This window comes from uncultured Frigoribacterium sp. (assembly GCF_963515265.1).
Taxonomy (GTDB): Bacteria; Actinomycetota; Actinomycetes; order Actinomycetales; family Microbacteriaceae; genus Frigoribacterium.
On record NZ_CAUPYL010000198.1, the window covers coordinates 1 to 4,741 of the forward strand.

Genomic DNA, 4,741 nt, shown 5'->3' on the forward strand with positions numbered 1-4,741 from the left:
GGCGACGTCGGCGGCCGGAGCCTCGATGGCCGGAGCCTCGACGACGGGTGCCGACGTCGGCGCCTCGACGACCGGGGCCGTCTCGCGGGCCTGCTGGTCGTCGGCCTGCGCGTCGCGCTGTCCGCCCTGCTGCTCGCCCTGCTCGGAGTCACGGGACCGCGAGCCACGACGGCCCTTGCGGCCGCCACGGCTGCGACGCGGCTCGTCGGACGAGTCGTCCTGCGCCTCGTCGGGTCGCGTGGACGACACCGAGGCCGCGGCGGCGTCGATGGCGGCCTCGACCGCGGCCGCAGCCGTGGCGGCGCTGTCGCTGTCGGCCGGCCGGTCGCCGTCCTCGGCGTGCGCGATGGTCGACGCCGCGATGCGCGAGAGCGCGTTCTTCACGTCGTCGGTGATGGCGTGCGTGCCGGTCGTCGGGTGTGCCGACGAGCCCGCCTGGCCGCCCTGGCCGGCCGAGCCGCGACCCTGACCGCCGGAGGCGCCGGCCGAGCCGCCCTGCTTGCCTGCCTGGGCCCCGCCACGGCGGCGCTGCTCCTGGCCCTTGCGGGGCTGCTGCTCCTGCACGCGTGCGGCGCTGCCTGCCTCGGCGAACGACTCGGCCAGGCCGAGGCCGAGCTTCTTGCGCGTCATCTGCACGAGACCGAGCGAGGTGACCTCGGCGACCTGGTGCTTGGTCCGGTCGCGGCTGAGGCACTCGACCAGTCGGCGGAGCACGAGGTCGCGGTTCGACTCGAGCACCATGTCGATGAAGTCGACGACGATGATGCCGCCGATGTCGCGGAGGCGCAGCTGGCGGACGATCTCTTCTGCGGCCTCGAGGTTGTTCTTCGTGACCGTCTCCTCGAGGTTTCCCCCGGAGCCGACGAACTTGCCCGTGTTGACGTCGACGACCGTCATGGCCTCGGTGCGGTCGATGACCAGCGAGCCGCCGGAGGGCAGCCAGACCTTGCGGTCGAGCGCCTTCTCGATCTGCTCGTTGAGGCGGTGCTCGTCGAACGCGTCGCGGTCGCCCTCGTAGCGCTTCACGCGGTCGAGCAGGTCGGGCGCGACGGCCGACAGGTACGACTGGAGGGTGTCGTAGGCGTCGTCTCCGTCGATGACGAGCTCGTGGAAGTCCTCGTTGAAGACGTCGCGGACGATCTTGATCAGCAGGTCGGGCTCCGAGTGCAGCTGCGCCGGGGCGTTGCCGGCCTCGACCTTGCTGCTGATGTCGGCCCACTGGTTCGTGAGGCGCGTGATGTCGAGGGTGAGCTGCTCCTCCGTGGCGCCCTCGGCCGCGGTGCGGACGATGACTCCCGCGTTCTCGGGCAGCGCCTCCTTCAGGATCTTCTTGAGGCGCGCGCGCTCGGTGTCGGGCAGCTTGCGGCTGATGCCGTTCATCGAGCCGTTGGGCACGTAGACGAGGTAGCGGCCGGGCAGCGAGATCTGGCTCGTGAGACGGGCGCCCTTGTGGCCCACCGGGTCCTTCGTGACCTGGACGAGCACGCGGTCGCCGGGCTTGAGCGCGAGCTCGATGCGGCGCGGCTGGTTGCCGTTCGACAGCGAGTCCCAGTCGACCTCGCCCGAGTAGAGGACGGCGTTGCGGCCGCGTCCGATGTCGACGAACGCCGCCTCCATGCTCGGGAGCACGTTCTGGACGCGACCGAGGTAGACGTTGCCGATCAGCGAGACGTTCTGCGCCTTGGCGACGTAGTGCTCGGCGAGCGTGCCGTCCTCCATCACGCCGATCTCGATGCGGTCGCCCGACGAGCGGACGATCATCTTGCGGTCGACGCTCTCGCGGCGGGCCAGGAACTCGGCCTCGGTGATGACGGTGCGGCGGCGGCCGGCGTCACGACCGTCGCGGCGGCGCTGCTTCTTGGCCTCGAGACGGGTCGAGCCCTTGATTCGCTGCGGCTCGGTGATGAGCTCGACCTGGCGCTGCGGCCGCTCGCGACGGTCGCCGCGGTCGCCGCCCTGGCGCTGCTCGGAGTCGCGTTCTTCCCTGTCCTGCGAGCGGCCGCGCTGGCGACGGCGCGAGGTGCCGCGCTGGGGCTCGTCGCGGTCGTCGTCGTCGCGGTCGTCGTCACGCTGGTCGCGGTCGTCGTCGTCGCGGTCGTCCCACTCGTCGTCGTGGCGACGACGCCCCGGCCGGGCCGGCAGGGGGAGGATCTCGGGCGCGTGGAAGATCAGGCTCGTCGTGGTGAGCTGGGCCGGGATGGGACCCGACTCGGCAGCGGAGACGTCGCCCGCGTCGTCCGCAGGAGCCTCTGCGCGCGGCGGCGCGACGGCGGCGATGTCGGCCTGGACGGCCTCGGTGTCGACGACGGCCTCGGGCTGGGCGGGGCGGGCGGTGTCGATGCTGCTGGTCGCGGCCTCGGCCCCGACCTCCTTCTCGGTGGTCACGGGGGAAGCCTCCTGGGCGTCGTCGTTCCGGTCGTGGGGGGCGGTGCCGAGCGCGCGGCGCGCGGTCGTCGCCGGTGCGGGCACCTGGCGCGACAGGAGCCCGGCGAACAGGCCCCTCTTCTTCTTCGGCTGGCCGTCTCTGTCGTTGTCGTTCTTGTCCACCACTGCTGGTGTGCTCCTCGACCCGCCGTCGGCATCGCCGTCGCCGGGTGGTCTCGTGTCGTGGCCGGGAGGCGCCGTGCACCTGCCTGCGACCACCGCGCCCTCTCACGGCGCGCATCGTCAGCGACGTCGCGTTCGGTCAGCCGGAGCCGGCGCCCGTCTCTGCGGGCGTCTCCCCGGATGTCGTTCGTCGACGTCAGGTTCTTCGTTGCTCTGTCCGGAACTGGCTGTCCGGCGGTGGGCGACTGCGCCCTGGCCCGGATCTAGCTGCCACCTGACGGTGCCCGCCCGCGAGGACGGCCACTCGTGGAGGCCGACCTGCCGACGGCCCCGCGGTGCAGCACGGCCCGGAAAGTCTTGATCCCGGGACTCACGCCCCGCGACTGGCTCGATTATCGCACGCCTCACCTCCGACCACGATCGGGACGGTGAGATGATCGTCGTCGTGACCGAGCAGAGAGCGCCTCAGCGAACCCACCCGTCGACGGGTCGACCCGTCGTCGTCCCCGCCGTCCTCCTGGTGATCGTCGGGCTCGTGGGGCTGCTCGGTTCGTTCGCGCTGACCGTCGACAAGTTCCGGCTGCTCGAGGACCCGACGGCCTCGCTCGGCTGCGACGTCAACCCGTTCGTCGGCTGCTCGCCCGTCATCAACAGCTGGCAGGCCTCGCTGTTCGGCTTCCCCAACCCGATCCTCGGACTCGTCGGGTTCGCGGCGCCCGTCGCCGTGGGCGTCGGGCTGCTCGCTGGAGCGCGGTTCGCCCGGTGGTTCTGGGTCGCCTTCACGGCGGGCGTGTTCCTGGCCTGGGTGTTCGTCACGTGGCTGTTCACCCAGACGGTCTTCGTCATCGGGGCGCTCTGCCCGTGGTGCATGCTCGTCTGGTCGGTGACCATCCCGCTCTTCTGGATCCTGCTCGTGTGGGGCCTCGCGCGCGGCGTGAGCGTGCCGCACGGCCGGCTCCAGCGGGCCGCCGCGGCGTTCCTGCCGTTCTCCTGGATCCTGCCCGTGCTGAACTACGTCGTCGTCGCGACGGTGATCCTCGTGCAGTTCCCGCTCCTCCTGCCCACATTGCTCCGCTGAGCCGCTCAGCCTCCCCATGGGGAGGTGCGAGAGGGTCGACGAGGCCACCGACACCGACGAGCGAGGAACCATGACGCCACCAGCCGGACCAGGAGAGACCAAGCGCGAACGGCGGGAGTCCGCCCGCGAGAAGGCCCGTGTCACGCGTGAGGCGGAGGCCAAGCGCCGACGCCGCAACAAGTGGGCCCTGCAGGGCGGCCTCGTCGTGGGCGTGCTCGCGATCCTCGCCGTCGTGGCCCTGGTGATCACGCGCTCGCTCGCGCCCGCGGGCCCCGGCCCCCTGAACATGGCCAGCGACGGCATCGTGCTCTCGGGCGACGGCACGACCGTCTCCGCCGTCACGACGGACGCCACGCCGGCCGACGGCTCCCCCACGCCGTCCGCGGCCGGCACGGCCGAGAAGCCGAGCATCGTCGTCTACCTCGACTACATGTGCCCCTACTGCGGCCAGTTCGACACCACGAACGCCGAGCAGCTCGAGACCTGGGTCACGCAGGGCGCGGCCGACCTCGAGATCCACCCCCTCGGGTTCCTCGACAACGCGAGCCTCGGGTCGAAGTACTCGACCCGGTCGGCGAACGCCCTGGCCTGCGTCGCGAACTACCAGCCCGACACGGCGCTCGACGTCAACACCGCCCTGTTCGCCCAGCAGCCGGCCGAGAACACGACCGGCCTGACGAACGACGAGCTGGTGACGCTGGTCCAGGGCGCCGGTGCCGACGATCCTGCCGTCGCCTCCTGCATCACCGACGGCGAGTTCACCGACTGGGTCGCCTCCGCGACCGAGCGCGCCCTGAACGACCCGCTGCCGAACTCCGACCTCGCGGCGGTGTCCGCGACGCCGACCGTCCTGGTCAACGGCCAGCAGTACCAGGGCTCGCCCACCGACGCCGCTGCGTTCGCGCAGTTCGTGGCCGAGGTCGCCGGGGGCCAGCCGACCGGCGACACGAGCACCGGCGAGCTGCCCGAGTCGACGGCCACGCCGACCCCCTGACCCAGGTCCCGTCGCGATCGACGAAGGAGGGGCGGGGGGGGGGGCGGGGGGCCGGACCCCCCCCCCCCACAGGGAGCTGAGAGAGGACCCGGCGGGGGGCGCCCCGGCGGGCCCCGGCGGGG

Annotated in this window: 3 protein-coding genes; 2 read left to right on the top strand and 1 reads right to left on the bottom strand. The window is 72.3% G+C overall.

The window, feature by feature from the left end:
- On the bottom strand, positions 1-2,547 hold a 2,547-nt coding region (locus RWM17_RS12380), incomplete at its 3' end, for an Rne/Rng family ribonuclease (protein ID WP_399540477.1).
- 445 nt (positions 2,548-2,992) lie between these two features.
- Between RWM17_RS12380 and RWM17_RS12385 the strand changes: the two genes are divergently transcribed.
- Complete coding sequence (locus RWM17_RS12385) at positions 2,993-3,625, top strand: vitamin K epoxide reductase family protein (protein ID WP_314104094.1); 633 nt, start codon at positions 2,993-2,995, stop codon at positions 3,623-3,625.
- A gap of 70 nt (positions 3,626-3,695) precedes the next feature.
- On the top strand, positions 3,696-4,619 hold the full coding sequence (locus tag RWM17_RS12390; RefSeq protein WP_314104098.1) for a thioredoxin domain-containing protein: 924 nt from the start codon (positions 3,696-3,698) through the stop codon (positions 4,617-4,619).
- Positions 4,620-4,741: the final 122 nt, after the last annotated feature.